Origin of the sequence: Pseudomonas sp. B3(2017) (genome assembly GCF_002113595.1) — a bacterium.
Lineage (GTDB): Bacteria > Pseudomonadota > Gammaproteobacteria > Pseudomonadales > Pseudomonadaceae > Aquipseudomonas > Aquipseudomonas ekonensis.
Genome location: NZ_NEIU01000018.1, coordinates 1 through 21,818 on the forward strand (window position 1 = coordinate 1; position 21,818 = coordinate 21,818).

Annotated in this window: 18 protein-coding genes and 1 riboswitch; of the genes, 14 read left to right on the forward strand and 4 right to left on the reverse strand. The window is 66.0% G+C overall.

Features of this window, described 5'->3' with window-relative positions; genetic code table 11:
* The first annotated feature begins 133 nt into the window (after window positions 1-133).
* Complete coding sequence (locus CAG33_RS22440) at window positions 134-1,099, forward strand: hypothetical protein (protein WP_085640580.1); 966 nt, start codon at window positions 134-136, stop codon at window positions 1,097-1,099.
* A complete protein-coding gene (locus CAG33_RS28845; protein ID WP_256575690.1) occupies window positions 1,096-1,230 on the forward strand; it encodes a hypothetical protein in 135 nt (44 codons plus the stop codon). Before CAG33_RS22440 ends, CAG33_RS28845 begins: the two co-directional genes overlap by 4 nt.
* On the opposite strand, the gene CAG33_RS22445 is transcribed toward CAG33_RS28845, so the two are convergent.
* A complete protein-coding gene (locus CAG33_RS22445) occupies window positions 1,214-2,647 on the reverse strand; it encodes a TolC family outer membrane protein (RefSeq protein ID WP_085640581.1) in 1,434 nt (477 codons plus the stop codon). The two genes, CAG33_RS28845 and CAG33_RS22445, sit on opposite strands and share 17 nt — an antisense overlap.
* 206 nt (window positions 2,648-2,853) lie before the next feature.
* Window positions 2,854-2,959, forward strand: a riboswitch (TPP riboswitch).
* A 147-nt stretch (window positions 2,960-3,106) separates the two neighbouring features.
* Here CAG33_RS22445 and thiC point away from each other — a divergent pair.
* Together thiC and cytX are read left to right on the forward strand one after the other, a co-directional pair.
* On the forward strand, window positions 3,107-4,996 hold the full coding sequence (thiC, locus tag CAG33_RS22450; RefSeq protein WP_085640582.1) for a phosphomethylpyrimidine synthase ThiC: 1,890 nt from the start codon (window positions 3,107-3,109) through the stop codon (window positions 4,994-4,996).
* Between the two features lie 150 nt (window positions 4,997-5,146).
* Window positions 5,147-6,439 carry a putative hydroxymethylpyrimidine transporter CytX gene (gene cytX / locus CAG33_RS22455; RefSeq protein WP_085582948.1) on the forward strand — a complete coding sequence of 431 codons (1,293 nt, stop codon included), beginning with the start codon at window positions 5,147-5,149 and terminating at the stop codon, window positions 6,437-6,439.
* On the opposite strand, the gene CAG33_RS22460 is transcribed toward cytX, so the two are convergent.
* Window positions 6,408-7,154 carry an RsiV family protein gene (locus tag CAG33_RS22460; protein ID WP_085582946.1) on the reverse strand — a complete coding sequence of 249 codons (747 nt, stop codon included), beginning with the start codon at window positions 7,152-7,154 and terminating at the stop codon, window positions 6,408-6,410. The genes cytX and CAG33_RS22460 overlap by 32 nt on opposite strands.
* 228 nt (window positions 7,155-7,382) lie before the next feature.
* Here CAG33_RS22460 and CAG33_RS22465 point away from each other — a divergent pair, with 228 nt between their 5' ends.
* The 9 genes from CAG33_RS22465 to CAG33_RS22505 all read left to right on the forward strand — a co-directional run bounded on the left by CAG33_RS22465 (window position 7,383) and on the right by CAG33_RS22505 (window position 16,727).
* Window positions 7,383-8,000, forward strand: coding sequence for an NUDIX domain-containing protein (locus CAG33_RS22465; protein ID WP_085582944.1), 618 nt, complete (start codon window positions 7,383-7,385; stop codon window positions 7,998-8,000).
* Window positions 7,991-8,443, forward strand: a complete 453-nt coding sequence (locus CAG33_RS22470) for a DUF1249 domain-containing protein (protein ID WP_085582942.1) — start codon at window positions 7,991-7,993, stop codon at window positions 8,441-8,443. The genes CAG33_RS22465 and CAG33_RS22470 overlap by 10 nt, the downstream gene beginning before the upstream one ends.
* Before the next feature lie 98 nt (window positions 8,444-8,541).
* Complete coding sequence (gene cpdA / locus CAG33_RS22475) at window positions 8,542-9,357, forward strand: 3',5'-cyclic-AMP phosphodiesterase (protein ID WP_085582940.1); 816 nt, start codon at window positions 8,542-8,544, stop codon at window positions 9,355-9,357.
* 127 nt (window positions 9,358-9,484) lie between these two features.
* The gene (locus CAG33_RS22480; protein ID WP_085582938.1) at window positions 9,485-10,093 is read left to right on the forward strand and encodes a YqiA/YcfP family alpha/beta fold hydrolase; all 609 of its coding nucleotides are present in this window, start codon (window positions 9,485-9,487) and stop codon (window positions 10,091-10,093) included.
* A gap of 42 nt (window positions 10,094-10,135) precedes the next feature.
* Window positions 10,136-12,043 (forward strand): DNA topoisomerase IV subunit B, encoded by a 1,908-nt coding sequence (parE, locus tag CAG33_RS22485; protein WP_085582936.1) that lies wholly within the window; start codon window positions 10,136-10,138, stop codon window positions 12,041-12,043.
* On the forward strand, window positions 12,043-13,044 hold the full coding sequence (locus CAG33_RS22490) for an esterase-like activity of phytase family protein (protein ID WP_085640583.1): 1,002 nt from the start codon (window positions 12,043-12,045) through the stop codon (window positions 13,042-13,044). The genes parE and CAG33_RS22490 overlap by 1 nt, the downstream gene beginning before the upstream one ends.
* The gene (locus CAG33_RS22495; RefSeq protein ID WP_085582932.1) at window positions 13,041-13,565 is read left to right on the forward strand and encodes a TIGR02281 family clan AA aspartic protease; all 525 of its coding nucleotides are present in this window, start codon (window positions 13,041-13,043) and stop codon (window positions 13,563-13,565) included. The genes CAG33_RS22490 and CAG33_RS22495 overlap by 4 nt, the downstream gene beginning before the upstream one ends.
* Window positions 13,566-13,572: 7 nt before the next feature.
* Window positions 13,573-15,828 (forward strand): DNA topoisomerase IV subunit A, encoded by a 2,256-nt coding sequence (parC, locus tag CAG33_RS22500; RefSeq protein ID WP_085582930.1) that lies wholly within the window; start codon window positions 13,573-13,575, stop codon window positions 15,826-15,828.
* 185 nt (window positions 15,829-16,013) lie between these two features.
* On the forward strand, window positions 16,014-16,727 hold the full coding sequence (locus tag CAG33_RS22505) for a membrane integrity-associated transporter subunit PqiC (protein ID WP_085582928.1): 714 nt from the start codon (window positions 16,014-16,016) through the stop codon (window positions 16,725-16,727).
* A 353-nt stretch (window positions 16,728-17,080) separates the two neighbouring features.
* Here CAG33_RS22505 and CAG33_RS22510 read toward each other — a convergent pair whose 3' ends face one another.
* Entirely contained in the window at window positions 17,081-18,598 is a 1,518-nt protein-coding gene (locus tag CAG33_RS22510) for an AhpA/YtjB family protein (RefSeq protein WP_085582926.1), read from the reverse strand.
* A gap of 134 nt (window positions 18,599-18,732) precedes the next feature.
* Here CAG33_RS22510 and serB point away from each other — a divergent pair, with 134 nt between their 5' ends.
* A complete protein-coding gene (gene serB / locus CAG33_RS22515; RefSeq protein WP_085582924.1) occupies window positions 18,733-19,947 on the forward strand; it encodes a phosphoserine phosphatase SerB in 1,215 nt (404 codons plus the stop codon).
* 66 nt (window positions 19,948-20,013) lie between these two features.
* On the opposite strand, the gene CAG33_RS22520 is transcribed toward serB, so the two are convergent.
* On the reverse strand, window positions 20,014-21,768 hold the full coding sequence (locus CAG33_RS22520) for a molecular chaperone (protein WP_085640584.1): 1,755 nt from the start codon (window positions 21,766-21,768) through the stop codon (window positions 20,014-20,016).
* Between the last annotated feature and the right edge of the window lie 50 nt (window positions 21,769-21,818).

Sequence of the window (21,818 nt, forward strand, 5' to 3'; positions counted from 1 at the left end):
ACCTGTCCCACCCCGACATCCTCGAATGGTCAAAACCCCTGCCGCCCGAGCAATGGGCCCAACGCTCCCCGGCGCTTGCAGCCGCCATCGCCCAGCGCGAAGCGGAATTGGCGGCTCAATCCGAGGCGCCGGCATGAGCACGCCAGCGGCCGGCACCACGAAGAAAGGGATGTTTTCGCGCAATGACTATCTGGCGCCGTTGCCGATCCCTACGGGGGAGAAACCCTGTGACATGCTCAATACCATCTGGCGCAAGAACGACGTCTTTATTGACATCGGCAACTACAGCATTGGCTCGGCGGTGATGGTGCTTTGGCCGATGGTGATGTTGTTTTTAGCCATGTCATTTTTTACTCGAAATCTGAATTCTGATTTCAGTCAAGATGTTCTGATCCTCGGCGCATGCATCATGGCCCTCCCAATTTTTTGGTTCATCCGAGGCCTCTTCCGCGAAGTCCCCTTGCCCGTCCGCTTCAACCGCCAGCGCCGCGAAGTCTGCGTGCCCCGCGACAACGGCGAATACTGGATCGTCCCCTGGGAAACCGTGACCGCCGCCGCCACCCAGCATTCATCGGTCAGTCAAGGCGGCAGGGTTACGATGGGCCTGCTGGTCATCGGCTTCGAAAACCCCGACCCGACCGCCGGCGAGGACAACAGGCATTTTTCGCTGGGCTTCCCTTGCGGCGGCGGCACCACGGCGATGGCGTTGTGGGAGTGCATGCGCAGTTACATGGAGATCGGGCCGCAGGTTTTGCCGCAGACCAACGACTTTGAGGGCGGCCGGGAAAAGCTGCGGGGTCGAGGCGTTATCTGGGGCATCACTTGTGAATACCTGGATGGCATCCGGCAATACTGGGTGGCGCAGGAGTTCGGCAAGGCGGTGTGGTTGGTGATAGGTGCGATCTTCATGAACGTGCCCTTGGCGATGATGCTGCAAGCCTGGAAGTTATCGCCACCCCCCGACCTGCTCCATCCCGACATCCTCGAATGGTCAAAACCCCTGCCCCCCGAGCAATGGGCCCAACGCTCCCCGGCGCTTGCAGCCGCCATCGCCCAGCGCGAAGCGGAATTGGCGGCTCAAGCCGAGGCGTCGGCATGAGCGCGCCAACGGCCGGCACCACGAAAAAAGGGATGTTTTCGCGCAATGACTATCTGGCGCCGTTGCCGTTGCGCAACCACAAAAAACCCGCATTTCTGCGGGTTTCTGCTGCCCTCAAGGACGGGCCTTGAGCTGCTCTTCGGCCGCCTTGGCCAGGTCCGGCGGCAGGAAGTCCTTGTCCGGGTTGTAGTCGGGCTTGAGGTAGCGGGTCAGATCCTGCAGGTCGCCGGGGTTGAGCGTGCCGGCCGCCTGCTTCAGGCGCAGGTTGTCGAGGATGTAGTCGTAGCGGGTGTTGTTGTAGTTGCGCACCGAGGTGTAGAGCTGGCGCTGGGCGTCGAGCACGTCGACGATGTTGCGCGTGCCCACCTGATAACCGATTTCGGTGGCTTCCACCGCGCTCTGGTTGGAGATGATCGACTGGCGGCGCGCCTGCACCTGCTCGACGTCGGTGTTGACCGCGCGGTGCAGGTTGCGGGTGCTTTCGACGATCTGCCGGCGCAAGGATTCGCGTTGCTGCTCGCTCTGGTCCAGTTGCGCATAGGACTGGCGCACCTGGGAGCTGGTCAGCCCGCCGCTGTAGATCGGGATGTTCAGTTGCAGGCCCACGGTGCCCTGCTCGACGTTGCCGCGGTAGGGCGTGCCGAAGGCGTTCGGGTTGGCGAAGCCGAGGGCATCGTTGTCGCCCTTTTCGTATTTGGCCACCGCATCGAGGGTCGGCAAGTGGCCGGCCTTGCGTTGCTTGAGGGTCTCTTCCGCCGAGCTGACCGCGTAGTTGCTGGCCAGCAGGTTGAGGTTCTGCCTGGCGGCGGTGTCGACCCAGGCCTTGGCGTCGTTCGGCGCCGGCGGCAGGATCGGCAGCGTGTGCACGATGCCCTGGATCGAGTTGTACTGACGGTTGGTCAGGGTGATCAGCGCCTCGAACGCATCGTCCACCTGGCGCTGGGCGACGATCCGGTTGGCCCGGGCGGTGTCGTAGCTGGCCTGGGACTGGAGCACGTCGGTCTTGTCCGACAGGCCCACGTCGAAGCGTTCGTTGGACTGGTCGAGCTGGCGCTTGAACGCGGCTTCCTCGGCCTTGGTCGAGGCCAGGTTGTCCTGGCTGCGCAGCACGTTGAAGTAGCTTTCCGCCGATTGCAGGATCAGGTTCTGCTCGGTGGCGGACAGTTGCAGGGCGGCCTGCTCGTTGACGTCCTTGGCGGCCTGGTACTGGAACCAGCGGTCGGCGCGGAACAGCGGCTGGGCCAGGGTCGCCTGATAGGAATGGGCGCTGCGGTTGGCGGTGGCCGACGGCTGATCGATGCTGGTGCGCACGTTGGCCACTTCGGCGCCGCCGGAGAGGTTGGGCAGCAGCCCGGCGCGGGCCTGGGGCACCACTTCCTTCTGGGCGCCGTACTGGGCGCGGGCGGCGGCCAGGTCGGCGTTGTTGTCGACCGCTTCCTGGTAGACGCTGACCAGATCGGTCTTGGTCGACAACGGCGCTTCCGCTGCCCAGGCCATGGCATTGGACGCACAGGACACGGCGACAGCCAGTGAGAGTTTGCGCAGCATGAGGCGATCCCTAGCTTGAATATTATGAGAATAATCCGGGCGCCAAAGGTAAGGCGCGGCCTGCGCAGCGTCAAGGCGCAGCGGGGCAAGGCGAGTGTAGTAGCGCTTCGGGCCCCTCACAATCCTGGCGAGCCGTGCGATTGCGCCATTCATCATGGTGTTTGCCGTGGCGTTGGCGTTCTTCGGCGGTTGTGTCTAGACTGGCCAGGTTCTTGTCGGGGTGCCTTGCTGTGAGGCTGAGATCGAATCATTTCGGATCCCGTTGAACCTGATCAGGTTAGCGCCTGCGTAGGGAACAAGATTTCTCGTCAGCCCGGCGAGTCCTCTTGTGCTTCGTCCGGGAAATTGTTCGACAATCGAACGCTCGACGACGATGCACAGCACCGCCCCCGGTGCGTCCGTGCCTTTCAGGTTCTGCCCCGACAATCCACTGCCTGGATGCTGTCTGGAGAGCCCGTGATGACGACAAAAGAAAAAAGCGCGATCAACCTCAGTGATTCGGCCAAGGTCGATGAGCAGTCGGTTCAGCCGTTCACCCGTTCGCAAAAAGTCTACGTTCAGGGCTCGCGCCCGGACATCCGCGTGCCGATGCGCGAAATCACCCTCGATGTGACCCCTACCGACTTCGGCGGCGAGATCAACGCCCCCGTCACCGTCTACGACACCTCGGGCCCGTACACCGACCCGAACGTGGTGATCGACGTGCGCAAGGGCCTGGGCGACGTGCGTTCGGCCTGGATCGAAGACCGCGGCGACACCGAGCGCCTGGCCGGCCTGAGCTCGGACTTCGGCCAGCAGCGCCTCGCCGACCCCGAGCTGACCAAGCTGCGCTTCGCCCACGTCAACAACCCGCGCCGCGCCAAGGCCGGGGCCAACGTCAGCCAGATGCACTACGCGCGCAAGGGCATCATCACCGCCGAGATGGAATACGTCGCCATCCGCGAAAACATGAAGCTGCAGGAGGCCCGCGCCGCCGGCCTCCTGAAGCAGCAGCACGCCGGCCACAGCTTCGGCGCGAGCATCCCCAAGGAAATCACCCCTGAGTTCGTGCGCGAAGAGATCGCCCGGGGCCGCGCGATCATTCCGGCCAACATCAACCACCCCGAACTGGAACCGATGATCATCGGCCGCAACTTCCTGGTGAAGATCAACGGCAACATCGGCAACAGCGCCCTGGGTTCGTCCATCGAAGAAGAAGTGGCGAAACTGACCTGGGGCATCCGCTGGGGCTCGGACACCGTGATGGATCTGTCCACCGGCAAGCACATCCACGAGACCCGCGAGTGGATCATCCGCAACTCGCCGGTGCCGATCGGCACGGTGCCGATCTACCAGGCGCTGGAGAAGGTCAACGGCGTGGCCGAAAACCTGACCTGGGAGCTGTTCCGCGACACGCTGATCGAGCAGGCGGAGCAGGGCGTGGACTACTTCACCATCCACGCCGGCGTGCTGCTGCGCTACGTGCCGCTGACCGCCAAGCGGGTGACCGGCATCGTGTCCCGCGGCGGTTCGATCATGGCCAAGTGGTGCCTGGCGCACCACAAGGAAAACTTCCTCTACACCCACTTCGAAGAAATCTGCGAAATCATGAAGGCCTACGACGTCAGCTTCTCGCTGGGCGACGGCCTGCGTCCGGGCTCCATCGCCGACGCCAACGACGAAGCGCAGTTCGGCGAACTGGAGACCCTGGGCGAGCTGACCAAGATCGCCTGGAAGCACGACGTGCAGTGCATGATCGAAGGCCCGGGCCACGTGCCGATGCAGTTGATCAAGGAGAACATGGACAAGCAGCTGGAATGCTGCGACGAGGCGCCGTTCTACACCCTCGGCCCCCTGACCACCGACATCGCGCCGGGCTACGACCACATCACCTCCGGCATCGGTGCGGCGATGATCGGCTGGTTCGGCTGCGCCATGCTCTGCTACGTGACGCCGAAGGAGCACCTGGGCCTGCCGAACAAGGATGACGTGAAGACCGGGATCATCACCTACAAGATCGCGGCCCACGCCGCCGACCTGGCCAAGGGGCACCCGGGCGCGCAGATCCGCGACAACGCCTTGAGCAAGGCACGGTTCGAGTTCCGCTGGGAAGACCAGTTCAACCTCGGCCTGGATCCGGACACCGCCCGTTCGTTCCACGACGAGACCCTGCCGAAGGACTCGGCCAAGGTCGCGCATTTCTGTTCGATGTGCGGGCCGAAGTTCTGCTCGATGAAGATCACCCAGGAAGTGCGCGAATACGCGGCCAACCAGCGGATCGACGCGGTGGACGTGGACGTCGCCCAGGGCATGGCCGAGCAGGCCGAGCGGTTCAAGAAGGAAGGCAGCCAGCTGTACAAGAAGGTTTGATCCGGCCGTAAAAAAGGGGCCTGCACAGGCCCCATCGCCGGCAGGCTGGCTCCCACAAAGGATTTGCGGCGTTCGCGAGTTCTGTGTGGGAGCCAGCCTGCCGGCGATAGCGATCGACACAACAACACATGTCCCTCTGAGATAACACCCTTGAGCATTCAACCCAGCACCTATTCCCCCGACCTCGCCGTGCCCGCCGACAAGCGCGTGTTCGGCGGCCGTGATCTGTTTTCCCTGTGGTTCTCCCTCGGCATCGGCCTGATGGTGCTGCAGACCGGTGCGCTGCTGGCGCCGGGCCTGGGCCTGTCGGGCGCGTTGCTGGCGATCTTCCTCGGCACGCTGGTGGGTGTCCTGCTGTTGGCCGCCGTCGGCGTGATCGGCAGCGACACGGGCCTGTCGTCGATGGCGGCGCTCAAGCTCAGCCTCGGCCGCCAGGGCGCGAGCCTGCCGGCGCTGCTCAACCTGCTGCAACTGATCGGCTGGGGCTCGTTCGAGATCATCGTCATGCGCGACGCCGCCAGCCTGCTCGGCACCCGCGCATTCAGCGAGGGTTCACTGTGGGCGAACCCGGTGCTGTGGACGCTGTTCTTCGGTGCGCTGGCCACGCTCCTGGCCGTGAGCGGGCCGCTGACGTTCGTGCGCAAGATCCTGCGCAAGTGGGGTATCTGGCTGCTGTTGGCCGCGTGCGTCTGGCTGACCTGGAACCTGTTCGCCAAGGCTGACCTGGCGGCCCTGTGGGCGCGTTCGGGCGACGGTTCGATGCCGTTCGCCGTGGGCTTCGACATCGCCATCGCCATGCCGCTGTCGTGGCTGCCGCTGATCGCCGACTACTCGCGTTTCGGCAAGCGGGCGAAGAACGTGTTCGGCGGCACCGCCGTCGGTTTCTTCATCGGCAACTTCTGGCTGATGAGCCTGGGCGTGGCCTACACCCTGGCGTTCGCGCCGAGCGGTGAAGTCAACGCGCTGCTGCTGGCATTGGCCGGGGCGGGGCTGGGGATTCCGCTGCTGCTGATCCTGCTGGACGAGTCGGAGAACGCTTTCGCCGACATCCACTCGGCGGCGGTGTCCAGCGGGATCCTGCTGCGGCTGAAGGTGGAGCATCTGGCGCTGGCCATCGGCGTGGTCTGCACCCTGATCGCGCTGCTGGCGCCGTTGGCCCAGTACCAGAATTTCCTGCTGCTGATCGGTTCGGTGTTCGCGCCGCTGTTCGGCGTGGTGCTGGTGGATCACTTCATCCTGCGCAAGCGCAGCGGCCAGACCGCTTCAACCGCGCTGCGCTGGCCGGCGCTGTTGGCCTGGCTGGGCGGCATCAGCACCTATCACCTGCTGGCCAACCTGTATCCGGACGTGGGCGCGACCCTGCCGGCGCTGGTGCTGGCAGGGCTGCTGCAGCTGGTGCTTGGCCGGGCCTTCAGTTACGGCCGGGAAACAGCTCAGGCTTGAGGATGCCGTTCAGGCGCGGGTAGGGGATCTTCAGTTCGACGTGGCCCAGCGCGTAAGGCGCGATGGTGGTCACGTCGTACTTGAGGATGACGCCGCCGTAGGTCAGCGCCACGTTCGGGGTCTTCACGAACGGCCAGTTCTTCACGAAATCCGCTTCCTGATCGAGCTTGGTGCTGATCAGCCAGCTGTTGTGCGCCACTTGCGCAGCCTTCCAGAACGCCTCTTCCTGGCCCGGCAGCAGCATGTCCGAAAGGGTCAGCACCTTGTGCTGCTGGCGCGAATAGTTGATGAAGCCGCGCCCTGGCGTGCCGTGGGCGCCGCCGGTGTCGAGGTAGCTCGACAGTTCGACGATCACCAGTCCGTCATGCTGCTCGCGTACCTTGGCCTGCAGGTAGCTGCTGTTGCGCGGGCCGGCGTCGCGCAGGAACTGCTCGCGGTAGGCCGCCAGGGTCGGCGCGCTCGGGGCGCCCGGTTCGGTGCGGGTCATCTGCAGCAGGCGTTTTTCGATGATGCCGTCCAGCGCAGGCTCGGCCGGGAAGCGCAGGGTGTCGATGTTCACCAGCGGGCAGTCGGCGTTGGCGCAGCCGGGCTTGAGCTGTTCGGACGCGTCGCGGACGGTTTCCAGCGGCGTGCGGTAGTTGGGCTGGAACAGGCTGGCGCAGGCGCCCAGGGTCAGGGCGACGGCAGCCACGGAAGCGATTTTGAAAAGCGACATGGACGTCCTTTCGAAAGCAGGGGAAGGCGAAAAAGTTACGGCTTCGACTCTCAACGGAGCAGTCAGTTCGCCACTAAGCTAATTAGAGTGGGTTTCGCCTCCACCGTCCATCCCGCTGACGGTAAAGGGGCTGCATCAAACCGTACGGGCGCGTTAGGATGGCGCGAAGTCGAGGCCGCAAGTGACCAAGAGGCGCCTCGTGTCGGATTCGCAGTAAAGAGGATGCTCATGACCGATTTCGCCAAAACCACTCCGAGCGCCGTTGATATCGTGCGGCGCGAGCAGTGCTACAAGGGCTTCTACCGGCTCGACCGGCTCTACCTGCGCCATGAGCTGTTCGACGGCGGCATGAGCCGTGAGATCGACCGCGAGCTGTTCGTGCGCCACGACGCGGTGTGCATGCTGCCTTACGATCCGCAGCGCGATGAAGTGGTGCTGATCGAGCAATTCCGCATCGGCGCGCTGGACAAGACCGACAACCCTTGGCTGGTGGAACTGGTCGCCGGCCTGATCGACAAGGACGAGGAGCCGGAAGAGGTCGCCCGCCGCGAGGCCCAGGAAGAGGCCGGGCTGGACATCAAGGCCCTGTGGCCGATGACCCGCTATTTCCCGTCGCCGGGGGGCAGCGACGAATTCGTCCACCTGTACCTGGGGCGCTGCAGCACCGAAGGCGTCGGCGGCCTGCACGGGCTGGTCGAGGAGGCCGAGGACATTCGCGTCACGGTCTGGGCCTTCGAAGATGCCCTGCAGGCGGTGCGCGACGGTCGCATCGCCAATGCGGCGAGCATCATCGCCCTGCACTGGCTGGCGCTGAACCGCGCCGAAGTGAGGGGGCTATGGTCGTAAGCCTGCAGCGCGACCGCTACCGGGTCGACCTGGCGGGGCTGCAGGCGGCCTGCGAGGCGAACTACGCGCGTCTGATGCGCCTGCTGCCGGACATGCGCCACGAACCCCAGGCGCGGCGCATCGCCATGACCCAGGGCGACCAGATGCTTGGCGTGCTGACCCTGGAAGTGCTGCAGGCCTGCCCGTACACCACGACCCTGCAGGTGCGCCAGGAGCACAGCCTGCCGTGGCTGCCGGTGCCGCAGCTGGAGGTGCAGGTCTACCACGACGCGCGCATGGCCGAAGTCATCAGCGCCGAGCACTCGCGGCGCTTTCGCGGTATCTACCCTTATCCGAACGCGGCCATGCACCAGCCGGACGAAAAGGCCCAGCTCAACCTGTTCCTCGGCGAATGGCTGAGCCACTGCCTGGCCTGCGGCCACGAGTACGCGGCGGTCCGATAGCGGCGAGTTGTGAACTGCGTCCGGTTCGCCGGTTTCCCCTTTTGCCGATCCCCCAGCATAATTGCCGCACCCTTTGTGATTCCGCCTGGGAGAACGCCTTGCCGAGCGTATCCACGTTGACCACCGCCGATGCGGCGTTGCTGGTGCAGTTGTCCGACAGCCACCTGTTTGCCGAAGCGGACGGCACCCTGCTGGGCATGAACACCCGCGACAGCCTGCAGAAGGTCATCGAACTGGTGCTCGGCCAGCAGCCGCGGATCGACCTGATGATCGCCACCGGCGACCTGTCCCAGGACGGCACGCTGGCGTCCTACCAGGCGTTTCGCCGCCTGGCCGAACAGATCGACGCCCCTTCGCGGTGGATCCCCGGCAACCACGACGAACCGCAGGTCATGGCCGAGGCGGCCGTGCAGAGCGCGTTGCTTGAACCGGTGGTGGACATCGGCAACTGGCGGGTGACGCTGCTCGATTCGGCGGTGCCCGGCTCGGTGCCGGGGTACTTGCAGGACGAGCAGCTGCAATTGCTCGCCCGCGCCCTGAGCGAGGCGCCCGAGCGCCATCATCTGGTGTGCTTCCATCATCACCCGGTGCCCATCGGGTGCGCGTGGATGGCGCCGATCGGCCTGCGCAACCCCGAGGCGTTCTTCGAGGTGCTGGACCGCTTTCCCCAGGTTCGGGCGGTGCTGTGGGGGCACGTGCACCAGGAAATAGACCGCGAGCGCAACGGCGTGCGGCTGATCGCCTCGCCCTCGACCTGCATCCAGTTCGAGCCGGGCAGCGACGACTTCAAGGTCGGCGAACAGGCGCCGGGCTACCGCTGGCTGCGGCTGTTGCCGGACGGGCGGCTGGAGACCGGCGTGGAGCGCGTGACCGGGTTCGACTTCACCATCGACTACGGCTCCAACGGCTACTGAGCCCTCCAACGGCAGCGCTGCTCCCTGCGGGAGCGGGCATGCCCGCGAAGGCGTCCGCACAAACGTCCCCGAACCGGCTGACTCCCTGTAGACTCCGCATTTCTTCGCCGACGCCCAGGGAGCTCAAATGTCCGGTTCGATCCTCTACATCCACGGTTTCAACAGCGCTCCGGCCTCGAAAAAGGCCTGTCAGCTGGTCGAAGTGATGGAGCGGCTGGGCCTGGGCGGCCAATTGCGGGTTCCGGCGCTGCATCACCATCCCCGCGAAGCCATCGGTCAGTTGGAACAGGCGATCGCCGAGCTGGGCCGGCCGCTGCTGGTGGGAAGCTCGCTCGGCGGCTACTATGCGACTCACTTGGCCGAGCGCCATGGCCTGAAGGCCTTGCTGGTCAACCCGGCCGTCAGCCCGCACCGGATGTTCGACGGGTTCCTGGGCACGCAGAAAAACCTGTACACCGACGAAACCTGGGAGCTGACCCACGACCACGTCACGGCCCTGGCCGAACTGGAAGTGCCGGCGCCCCAGGATCCGCAGCGCTATCAGGTGTGGCTGCAGACCGGCGACGAAACGCTGGACTATCGCCTCGCCCAGCGGTATTACCGGGCCTGTGCGTTGCGCATCCAGGCCGGCGGCGACCACGGCTATCAAGGTTTTGCCGCGCAATTGCCGGCGCTGCTCGGGTTTGCCGGCATCGGCGCCGATATGTATCAGGCAATCGATTTCACCGCACTGTGAAACCTTGCCCCATTTTCACTGAATCACTGACGACGAGACCCTATGGCCACTCCCAGCGCTAGCTCCTATAACGCCGACGCCATCGAAGTCCTCTCGGGCCTCGACCCGGTGCGCAAGCGCCCCGGCATGTACACCGACACCAGTCGGCCGAACCACCTCGCCCAGGAAGTCATCGACAACAGCGTCGACGAAGCCCTGGCCGGCCACGCCAAGTCGGTGCAGGTCATCCTCCACCCCGACCACTCGCTGGAGGTCTGCGACGACGGCCGCGGCATGCCGGTGGACATCCACCCGGAAGAGGGCGTGTCGGGCGTCGAGCTGATCCTCACCAAGCTCCATGCCGGCGGCAAGTTCTCCAACAAGAACTACCAGTTCTCCGGCGGCCTGCACGGCGTGGGCATCTCGGTGGTCAACGCCCTGTCGACCGAAGTCCGCGTGCGGGTCAAGCGCGACGGCAACGAATACCAGATGACGTTCAAGGACGGCTTCAAGGCGTCCGAGCTTGAGATCGTCGGCACCGTCGGCAAGCGCAACACCGGCACCAGCGTGTTCTTCTCGCCGGACCCGAAGTATTTCGACTCCGCCAAGTTCTCCATCAGCCGCCTCAAGCACGTGCTCAAGGCCAAGGCCGTCCTGTGCCCGGGCCTGTCGGTGACGTTTGAGGACAAGAGCACCGGCGAGAAGGTCGAGTGGCACTACGAAGACGGCCTGCGCTCCTACCTGGTGGACGCGGTCAGCGAATTCGAGCGCCTGCCGAACGAGCCGTTCTGCGGCAACCTGGCCGGCAACAAGGAAGCCGTGGACTGGGCGCTGCTGTGGCTGCCCGAGGGTGGCGACGCGGTGCAGGAAAGCTACGTCAACCTGATCCCCACGGCCCAGGGCGGCACCCACGTCAACGGCCTGCGCCAGGGCCTGCTCGACGCGATGCGCGAGTTCTGCGAATTCCGCAGCCTGCTGCCGCGCGGCGTGAAGCTGGCGCCGGAAGACGTCTGGGAGCGCATCGCCTTCGTGCTGTCGATGAAGATGCAGGAGCCGCAGTTCTCAGGCCAGACCAAGGAGCGCCTGTCGTCCCGCGAGGCGGCGGCGTTCGTCTCCGGCGTGGTCAAGGACGCGTTCAGCCTGTGGCTCAACGCCAACCCGGAGACCGGCCTGGCCCTGGCGGAACTGGCGATCAACAACGCCGGCCGCCGCCTGAAGGCGAGCAAGAAGGTCGAGCGCAAGCGCGTCACCCAGGGCCCGGCGCTGCCGGGCAAGCTGGCGGACTGCGCAGGCCAGGACCCGATGCGTTCCGAACTGTTCCTGGTGGAGGGCGACTCCGCCGGCGGCTCGGCCAAGCAGGCGCGGGACAAGGAATTCCAGGCGATCCTGCCGCTGCGCGGCAAGATCCTCAACACCTGGGAAGTCGACGGCAGCGAAGTGCTGGCCAGTCAGGAAGTGCACAACATCGCGGTGGCCATCGGCGTCGACCCGGGCGCCGAGGACATGAGCCAGCTGCGCTACGGCAAGATCTGCATCCTCGCCGACGCCGACTCCGACGGCCTGCATATCGCGACCCTGCTGTGCGCGCTGTTCGTCCAGCACTTCCGCCCGTTGGTGGATGCCGGCCACGTCTATGTCGCGATGCCGCCGCTGTTCCGCATCGACCTGGGCAAAGAGATCTACTACGCCCTGGACGAACCCGAGCGCGACGGGATCCTCGACCGCTTTGTGGCCGAGAAGAAGCGCGGCAAGCCGCAGGTCACCCGATTCAAGGGCCTGGGCGAGATGAACCCGCCGCAGCTGCGTGAAACCACCATGGATCCGAACACCCGGCGCCTGGTGCAGCTGACGCTGGGCGAAGACTACGCCCAGACCTCGGAAATCATGGACATGCTGCTGGCGAAGAAACGCGCCGGCGACCGCAAGACCTGGCTGGAGTCCAAGGGCAACCTTGCCGAGGTGCAGGCCTGATGCGGTTTGGCGGGATCCTGGCGGGTGCGTTGCTGCTGGCTTCGACGTTTGCCTGGACAATGGCGTCCGCCGAGCCGGCGCCGCAGCTGCGGCTGCTGGCCGAGCACCCGGTCGAAGGCATGCGCGGCGGCAACCTGTCGGGGCTCGCGCTGTGCGGCAACGAGCTGTGGACCGTGTCGGACCGCGACGATGACCAGATCTACCGCCTCGACACCCGCGACCCGGTCTGGCGCGCGGAAACCGTGCGCATCGACCCTCCGCCGGTGCCGGACAGCGGCCTGCCGTGGGGCATCAGTTCGCGCACCTGGGCGGCTTCGTTCGTGCGCGGCGGCGACCTGGACTTCGAAGGCATCGCCTGCGACGGCGCGGGCAACCGCTACGTCGTCAGCGAGGCCCATGCGGCGGTGCTGCAAGTGCCGGCGCAAGGGCAGGCCGCGTGGCTGAAGATCTCGCCGCTGCTGGTGCGCGAGGCCCGGGCCAGCGGCATGCTGCTGCACTTCAACGCCCTGTTCGAAGGGTTGGCGATCAACCCGGCGGGCGACCGGATGTGGCTGGCCGCCGAGCGTGAGCGCCGCGGCCTGCTGCGGATCAAGCGCCAGCAGACGGTGTGGGACTGCGACGGCGGCTGCGTGCTGCTCAGCGAAGCCGGCGTCGAGATGCAGCCGCCGCAGTTTCCCAAGGCCCGGGCGGTCACCCGTGACTTCGCCGACCTGTCGCTGTTCGACGGCAAGCTGTTCACCCTGGAGCGCAATGCGTTCCAGATCTGCCGGCGCGACCTGGAGACGGCCAAGGTCGAGCGCTGCTGGTCGTTCGCCGAAGACGCCTTGCAGGAAAAACGCCGTTATCCGCAGCCCTACGGGCTGGCGGAGGCGCTGGTGATCGACGCCCAGGGCGCCTGGATCGGCCTCGACAACAACGACGGCGCCCGCGCCGACGGCGAGAAGCGTCCGATCGTCTGGCGCTTTGCCGCCCCCGACGGCGGCTGGAGCGCCAAGCCATGAGCCCGCAGCCGCCGGGCAAGCGCGCCGGCCGGGTGATGATGATCCTGGCCTGGTGCGCGGCGCTGTTTCTGGCCACGCGGTTCTTCGGCCAGTGGGAAGAGCGTCAGCAGAACCCCAACGTGGTGGTCAGCTCTGAACAGGGCGACGGCTACATCGAGGTGAAACTGGCCGGCAATGCCCAAGGGCATTTCGTCGCCAGCGGCCAGATCAACGGTCAGACGGTGGAGTTCATGCTCGACACCGGCGCGACCGACGTGTCGATCCCGGCGGACCTGGCCGCGCGCCTGAAACTGGAAGAGGGGTTCGGCGTGACCCTGAGCACGGCCAACGGCCTGAGCCAGGGCTACCGTACCCGGATCGACCGCCTGCAACTGGGCGACATCGTGCTGCGGGACGTCCGCGCACTGGTGGCGCCCGGCCTGCACGGCGAACAGGTGCTGCTCGGCATGAGCGCCCTGAACAAACTTGAATTCACCCAGCGCGGCGGCACCATGCTGCTGCGCCAGACAACGAACCGATGAGGCCCGCATGAGCGACTCCCTTGATCTCAGCCTGGACGGTGTGGAACGCCGGTCGCTGGCTGACTTCACCGAAAATGCCTACCTCAACTACTCCATGTACGTGATCATGGACCGTGCCCTGCCGCATATCGGCGACGGCCTGAAACCCGTGCAGCGGCGTATCGTCTACGCCATGAGCGAGCTGGGGCTGGATGCCGACGCCAAGCACAAGAAGTCGGCGCGCACCGTCGGCGACGTGCTCGGCAAGTTCCACCCCCACGGCGACTCGGCGTGCTACGAAGCGATGGTGCTGATGGCCCAGCCGTTCAGCTACCGCTACACGCTGGTGGACGGCCAGGGCAACTGGGGTGCGCCGGACGATCCGAAGTCCTTCGCCGCCATGCGCTACACCGAAGCCCGCCTGTCGCGCTACTCCGAGGTGCTGCTCAGCGAACTGGGCCAGGGCACGGCGGACTGGGGCCCGAACTTCGACGGCACCCTGCAGGAACCGCTGGTGCTGCCGGCGCGCCTGCCGAACATCCTGCTCAACGGCACCACCGGCATCGCCGTGGGCATGGCCACCGACGTGCCGCCGCACAACCTGCGCGAAGTCGCCAGCGCCTGCGTGCGACTGCTCGATGAGCCGAAGGCCACGGTCGAGCAACTCTGCGAGCACATCCAGGGCCCGGACTACCCGACCGAAGCGGAAATCATCACGCCGCGCGCCGACCTGGTGAAGATGTACGAGACCGGCAAGGGCTCGGTGCGCATGCGCGCCGTGTACCACGTCGAGGACGGCGACATCGTCATCACCGCGCTGCCGCACCAGGTCTCCGGGGCCAAGGTGCTGGAGCAGATCGCCGCGCTGATGCAGGCCAAGCCGTCGAAGGCGCCGCAGATCGCCGACCTGCGCGACGAATCCGACCACGAGAACCCGTGCCGCATCGTGATCATCCCGGTCAACAGCCGCGTCGACCACGAAGCGCTGATGCAGCACCTGTTCGCCAGCACCGAGCTGGAATCGACCTACCGGGTCAACGTCAACATCATCGGTCTGGACGGCAGGCCGCAGTTGAAGAACCTGCGCGCGCTGCTGGTGGAGTGGCTGGAATTCCGCGTGCAGACCGTCCGTCGCCGCCTGCAGTTCCGCCTCGACAAGGTCGAGCGCCGCCTGCACCTGTTGGACGGTTTGCTGATCGCCTACCTCAACCTGGATGAAGTGATCCACATCATCCGCACCGAGGATCAGCCCAAGGCCAAGCTGATCGAGCGTTTCGCCCTCAGCGAGATCCAGGCCGACTACATCCTCGACACCCGCCTGCGCCAGTTGGCGCGGCTGGAAGAGATGAAGCTGCGCGACGAGCAGGACGAACTGCTCAAGGAGCAGGCCAAGCTGCAAGCCCTGCTGGGCAGCGAAGCCAAGCTGAAGAAACTGGTGCGCAGCGAACTGCTCAAGGACGCCGAGACCTACGGCGACGACCGCCGCTCGCCGATCGTCGAGCGCGCCGAGGCCAAGGCGCTGACCGAGCACGACCTGCTGCCGAACGAGAAAGTGACCGTTGTGCTGTCGGAAAAGGGCTGGATCCGCTCGGCCAAGGGCCACGAGATCGACGCCACCGGCCTGTCGTACAAGGCCGGCGACGGCTTCAAGACCTCGGCGGCGGGGCGTTCCAACCAGTTCGCCGTGCTCATTGACTCCACCGGTCGCAGCTACTCGCTGGCCGCGCACACGCTGCCGTCGGCCCGGGGCCAGGGCGAACCGCTGACCGGCCGTCTGACGCCGCCGCCCGGCGCCACCTTCGAATGCGTGCTGATGCCTGAAGACGATGCGATGTACGTGATCGCGTCCGACGCCGGCTACGGTTTTGTGGTCAAGGGTGAGGACCTGCAGGCCAAGAACAAGGCCGGCAAGGCCCTGCTGAGCCTGCCGAACAACGCCAAGGTGATCGCGCCGCGTCCGGTGGCCGACCGCGAGCAGAACTGGCTGGCGTCGGTGACGACCGAGGGTCGCCTGCTGATCTTCAAGATCAGCGATCTGCCACAATTGGGTAAGGGCAAGGGCAACAAGATCATCGGCATCCCCGGTGAGCGCGTGGCCAGCCGCGAAGAATACGTCACGGACATCGCCGTCCTTCCGGAAGGCGCCACCTTGGTGCTGCAGGCCGGAAAACGGACCTTGTCGCTGAAGGCCGACGACCTCGAACACTACAAAGGTGAGCGCGGCCGGCGGGGCAACAAGTTGCCGCGTGGCTTCCAGCGGGTGGATGCGCTGCTCGTCGAATAACTCAATGAGGCGTCCCAGAGCGCCCGATCCACGATTTAACGCGTGGATCGACGCTTTGGCGCTGGAGTCGGAACGCATATTCACGGATGATATGGCCTTTCAAGCGCCGGCGTGGCCGCGCGTTCTTCATGTTTATTGAGTATTTTCACTGTGGTCAGCCTTGTGGCGGCCACCTGGACGGGACGATGACTGCTCTGCGCCTTCCTCTAATTTTGTTGCTCGCCGGCGTTCTCGGCCTGGCGGGCTGCAGCGTTCACCAACCGGTGTCGCTGTATCAGCTGGACAGCGGAAGTCCGGCTCAGCCTGCGCAAAGCGCGGGCATGGCGGTTTTGCTGGGCCCTGTGGTGGTCGCCGACTACCTGCAACGCGAAACCCTGCTGCAGCGTCAGCCCGACGGCAGCCTGCAGGCCGCCACCGACGGCCGCTGGGCCGGTAGCCTTTCGTCGGATATCGACCAGTTGCTGCTGCGCCAGGTCGCCGGCCATCTGGACAGCCAGCGTGTGGTGCTGGCGCCCGCCACCCAGGGCTTCACCCCGGACGTGCAGGTGCTGCTGACCATCACCCGGCTGGATTCCGGCACTTCGCAGCCGGCGATCCTCGATGCGCAATGGCGTCTGCTCGACCGCCGTGGCCAGGTGCGGGACAACCGCATCGTCCATCTGCAAGAGCTGCACGCCGGCAGCACCGCTTCGCAGGTCCAGGCCCAGGGCATCTTGCTGCAGCGCCTGGCGGAGCAGTTGTCGGTGGCGCTCAAGCCGCTGGCCAACCAGCCTCCGGTGGCTGAAGTGCCACGCAAGCCGGCCCCCAAACCGGCAGCGCCGGCGGCGGAAGCCGAGAAGCAGCCGAAGATCCCGATGGCTTCGCCGATCCGCACCGACATGGAAGTGTTCCGCTTCTGAGGTCGCCCCGCTCCGATAAAAAGCCCGCCAAGTGCGGGCTTTTTCTTGCCTGTCGGTTCAGTTCTGATGACGCCGCAATTCCCCGTGGGAGCTGGCCTGCCAGCGATGGCGGTGGGTCAGGCAACAGGGATGTCGGCAGTGCCGGCCTCATCGCTTGCAGGCAAGCTCCCACAGGTTTTTGGGGTGGGCACAGAACCTGTCATCACCCCGGATCCCCGTGGGAGCCAGCCTGCTGGCGATAGCGGTGGATCGGCCTCCACAGAATTCGGCAGTGCCGACCTCACCTTTTGTGGGGCAACAAAAAGCCCGCAGGCAATGACTTGCCTGCGGGCTTTTTGCATCGGGCCTGAGGCTTACGCCCGGCGTTCGTGCATCCGCGCCAGTTGCCGCTCCAGCATCGACGGGTAAGGCTCCATCAGCCGTTCGACGCAGCAGGCGCCTTCGGGGCTGGCGATCGGGCGGATCCGTGCGCGCTGGCGGATCAGCGCGTCATCGCTGATCTTGCGCTCCACCAGCAGCAGGTTGCGGCTGTGCTGCGACAGGGCCAGGGCGTCCTGGGCCGAGTCGGTCAGCAGCAGGTCGATCTGGCTCAGGCCGAACAGCTCGTCGCCCAGGGTCAGGCCCAGCTGCAATTGCAGGGTGATGCCGCTGTCGGCGACTTCGATCTGCAACTGATGGCTCAAGGCCCGCAGCAGCTCACCGCAGCAGATGGCGTTGGTCAGGTAATCGTCGCCGCTGTCTTCGGTGTGGAACAGCATCAGCGTGCTGCCGTCGTTCAGGGTTTCGATCTCGCCCTGGTACAGCGAAGCGGCCTGGTCCAGGCAATCGCGGTAGCGGTCCAGCAGTTCTTCCAGGCGGGCCCGGGGCAGGCGGCGCAGTTGTTCCTGCGAACCCAGCTGCACCGCCAGCACCGCGCTGTGCTGGGGCACGCTCGGCGTGGCCTTGCGGGTGGCCGGCTGGGCCGAACCGTTCAGCGAGTCGTTGCGCAGGTCGGCGAACGGGTCTTCGTCGTCCTCGTCGTCTTCCACGGTGCTGACCACCTGCCGGGGCGCCGGCTTGCGGGCCTCCACCGGGCGGCTTTCGTCGAAGCTCGGATCACGCAGGTTGCGCACCTCGAAGGCCGGGTCGACGTCGTCGTCCTCGAACTCGGGTTCCGGCTCGGGCGGCGGCGCGGCCGGCTCCGGGGCGAAGTTGGCGTGCAGCTGGCGGGCCAGGTCGCCGATCTCGTCCTGGCGGTCGGTGCCCGGCGTGTATTCGTCGATGTTGCGCAGCCACACCCGCAGCTGCAGCAGCGGCGTGGACAGGTGGCGGCCCAGGCGCAGGCTCAGGGCCAGGGACAGCGCCAGCAGGATTGCGCTGAGGATGCCCATGCTCTGCAGGCTGATGGTCATCGGCTGCTGGAACTGATCCATGTCCAGGCTGATGCGCAACTGGCCGGCGGTCACGTCCTGGAAGGTGATCTTGCTCTGGTACATGCCCTCGGCTTCGCCCAGCAGGCCGTGCTTGGGCCGCTGGCCGGACTCGGCGAGGATGCGGTTGTCCACGCTGTAGATGGCGGCGTGGGCCACCAGCTTGTTCTTGGTCAGGTTGTTGAGCAGCACATTGAGGCTGAGGATGTCGTTGGACACCAGCAGCTCGGTGGCGGAGGTGGCGGTCTGCGTGGTCAGGCTCTCGCCCAGGGCGTCGGCCTGCTCGTGCATGGCCTGCTTGAACTGCAGGCCCATCACGCAGGCGTAGATCACCAGGGCCAGGGCGACCAGGATCACGTTATGGCTGGCGATGCGCAATGCGATCGGCACACGGCGGTGGCGCAGCGCACGGAAGATCAGCAGGAAGAAGTTGTCGGTTTTTACTGGCGTGGGCCGGTTCACTGAGCTCGGCTCTTTAGTCCGTGAAGTTGACGCGCAGTATAGCGACAGGCCCCAGACCGGCAAAGCGCCTGCGGTGCCCGATGGTCACTGAAAATGGGTAGAATGCGGTTTTTTTCCAGTTGCGGGGGTGCGCGTTGCGCGAAATCGTCCTGATTAACATCACAGGGTCCGACCGTCCGGGTCTGACCGCGGCCATTACCGGCGTTCTGGCCCAGGGTGGCGTTAACATCCTCGACATCGGTCAGGCGGTGATCCACGACACCCTGTCGTTCGGCATCCTGGTCGAGATCCCCGACAGCGAGCAGGGCAAGTCCGTGCTCAAGGACATCCTGTTCAAGGGCTACGAGCTGGACCAGCAGGTGCGCTTCACCCCGGTGTCCGAAGCGGACTACCAGCAGTGGGTGGGCAACCAGGGCAAGCAGCGCCACATCGTCACCCTGCTGACCCGCAAGGTGACCGCCGGCCAGCTGCAGGCCGTGAGCTCGATCACCGCCAAATATGGCCTGAACATCGACCACATCGACCGCCTGTCCGGGCGCATGCCGCTGGACACCCCGGACGACAAGGGCAAGGGCTGCATCGAGTTCTCCGTGCGCGGCGAGGCCGCGGATCCGCAGGCGCTGCGCGCCGAGTTCCTCAGCGTGGCGCAGGAACTGAACGTCGACATCGCCTTCCAGGAAGACTCGCTGTTCCGCCGCAACCGCCGCCTGGCGGTGTTCGACATGGACTCGACCCTGATCGAGGCCGAAGTCATCGATGAGCTGGCCAAGGCCGCCGGCGTCGGCGAACAAGTGTCGGCGATCACCGAGCGGGCGATGGCCGGCGAACTGGACTTCCGGGCAAGCTTCAAGGAGCGCCTGGCGCTGCTCAAGGGCCTGGACGTCAGCGTGCTGGACGCCATCGGCGCCTCGCTGCGCCTGACCGAAGGCGCCGAAACCCTGTTCGCCGAGCTCAAGCGCCTGGGCTACAAGACCGCGATCCTGTCCGGCGGCTTCACCTACTTCGCCAAGCAACTGCAGGCCAAGCTCGGCATCGACTACGTGTTCGCCAACGAACTGCAAGTGGTCGACGGCAAGTGCACCGGCGTGGCGGTCGAGCCGATCGTCGACGCCCAGCGCAAGGCCGACCTGCTCAAGGAGCTGGCGCACAAGGAAGGCCTGCGCCTGGAGCAGACCATTGCGGTGGGCGACGGCGCCAACGACCTGCCGATGCTGGCGATCGCCGGCCTGGGCGTGGCGTTCCGCGCCAAGCCGCTGGTCAAGCAGTCGGCCAAGCAGGCGATCTCCACCCTGGGCCTGGACGGCGTGCTGTACCTGTTGGGTTTCCGCGACCGCGACGGGCAGCTCTGACGGGCACGGTGTCCGGAAGGGCCTGTGGCGGGGGAGCCTGCTCCCTCGCCCCAAGGCCTTGCCGCCTCACAGCGACTTCCACAACGAATCGAAATCCTCCTCGCTCCCGCCGTTCTGCGCGGCTTCCAGCGAGCGGTAGGCGAACTGGTTGAAGCTGTGGGTGCTGGCCACCCGCCGGTCCAGCCCGGCGCGGTGCTCTTCCCCCAACGTATTGATCAGCACCTTGTTGCCCTCCTGAAACGGCAGGCGCGGCGCCAGCAGCGTCGCCGGCAGGTCGATCGCGCTGATCTGCGGCAGCAAGAGGCCGCGCAGGTAATGGCTGTGGTCGTCCCGGGTGCGCACCAGTTGCAGCCCGCAGGGCTGGGCATGGGGCGCCACCAGTTCGATGCCCATCTGCGTGCCGCCGTCGCGCACCTGGCGGATCCAGCGCACCACGGCGATGCTCCAGCCCTGGTTCGCGCTGTCCTGGATGCCGACCATTTCACCCGCCTGCAATTCGGCGGGCACTTCCTTGGGCCACGCCAGGCAATAGCCGCCGGGGCTGTGGTTGATCACCGGCAAGGCGTAGGTCGGGTAATGCGGCGGGTTGTCGGCGTCGTCACTGTCGTCGGCCAGCGGTTCGTAGTTGATTTCCTCATACGGCAGCAATTCGTCGGACGGGCTCTGGGGCGCTGCGTCGAACGCCTGGCTCCAACTGTCCTTTTCGCTCCGGGCCACCGTCTGGCTGAAGTTCGCCGTGCGGGCGCCGGGATGCCTGAGCAACTCGCTGAACGTGCGCTCGCCCCCTAAATAGAAATGCAGCGCACTCATGCCGATGCACACGGTCAGGTTGCCCTGGCCGACGGTGCGCTGGAAGCTGCGTTCGGCCGTCTGGCCCCAAGTGGCGTGCAGGTGTTGCAGGCTGTCGTGGCTCAGGCCCGACGGCACCGGCAGCGGGTTCGGCGTGTCCTGGTGCAGCAGATGGGCTTCGATGGCGTTCACCAGGGGCTGCGGGTCGAAGCCGAGCAGGCCGGCCTGCTGCTCGCTGCGGAACATGCTGCGGTAGCGCGGCCCTGTGTCGAGTTCGGCCGAAACGGCGAACAGGCCTTCGCCCGTCACCCCGGGATGCAGCTTGAGCCAGGCGGCCCACGGCTCCAGCACTTCTGCGAGCCGGGCGATCTGGTTCTGGCGCAGTTGGTTGCAGCGGGCGCTGCCCAGCAGCAGGGCGGCGATGTAGGTCTGTTCGACGCTCAGCTCCGCCGTGAGGCTGGCCAGGTCGTCGCGCACCCGCCGATGCTGCAGTTGCAGCCGCGCAGCGGTGAGGAACAGCTGATGCAGCTCGAACCACAGGCCCTCGGGCGCGGGGCTGTAGAGCTGCGTCGCGCGCAGCAGTTGGCCCTTGAGCGCATGGGTGGCCCGCTGCAGCGCGGCGCTGAGCAGGGCGGCGCGAGGGCTGGCGTATTTCGGCGCGATCCGCAGGACGATCTGTTTGTAGCCGGTCGCCAGTTGGCCCTGGAGGGCCTGGCACAGGTTGCTGATCTTGCGCGAGCGGTCGTCGAGCATGATCGCCTGGTGCAGGAAGTGCCGCTCCAGGTGCTGACAGACGAAATACACCTCAGGGCGCAGCAGTTCCAGCAGTTGCAGGCGGTTGTCGCTGGGGGTGAGCAACTGGTTGAGCTCGCCCAGCCCTTGGTAGAGCTGGCGTGCGGACTCGCCGATGTTGGCCTTGGGCAGGGCGGCGATCCAGCGCTTGAGGTCGCGTGGGGCGGGGGCGCAGAAGGTCAGGCGCAATTGGGTCGGGACTGGGGCCTGCAACTGCGGTTGGAGTCGAGGTTCGCTCATGCCGTGACGGCCTCCGGCGGCGAATGGGGCAATGCCCAGAACTCTAGCAG